The 530-nt window shown below is 82.1% G+C and carries 1 protein-coding gene; it reads right to left on the bottom strand.

The genetic code is table 11. The features are described from left to right. Positions 1-220: hypothetical protein (locus tag B7P34_RS39185; RefSeq protein WP_223268627.1), on the bottom strand; the 220-nt coding region annotated here is incomplete at its 3' end. Positions 221-530 lie beyond the last annotated feature (310 nt).

The raw sequence follows: 530 nt of genomic DNA, 5'->3' as shown, positions 1-530 counted from the left end.
TGGCAGTTCGGCGGCGGGCGGTGGCCGGGCGCCGGGCGGTGGCCCCGGGGGAGCGGGCGGGGTGCGGCCCGGCCCTGGGGCAGGACTTGGGCCCGGCTCGGGCCCCGGCGCCGACGGCCCTGGTGCCGGCCCTCGCCCCGGCCCCGGCTCCGGGTTCGGCGGCGGCTTCGCGCAGCGTGGCAGTGCGCAGCCTGGCAGTGCGCAGGGCGGAGGTGCGCAAGGGGGAAGCGTGCCCGGTGGCCCGGTCGCGCCGCGGCCCGGCGGGCAAGGGGGCAGGCCGTCGCCGTCGCCGTCTCCGTACCGGGACCAAGGAGCCGCGGGAGGATTCCTCCCGCCGGGCGGCTTCCGCGCATCGGGGGAGCCTTGGCCACCGCTCAACTCCCGGCCGCCGGCGGGTGGGCAGGGCACGGGGCGCCCTGGCAGGGGGCAATCGGGCGGCCAGGGGGCCGGCCCCGGAGCCGGGCAGCCGGGCCCGCAGGCCGGGCCCCGGCAGGTGCGCTCTTCGGCGATCGCCGCCTACCACGCAGGCA

Origin of the sequence: Streptosporangium nondiastaticum (assembly GCF_003011965.1) — a bacterium.
Classification (GTDB): Bacteria; Actinomycetota; Actinomycetes; order Streptomycetales; family Streptomycetaceae; genus Streptomyces; species Streptomyces nondiastaticus.
This window is presented reverse-complemented; position numbering and strand designations above follow the sequence as displayed.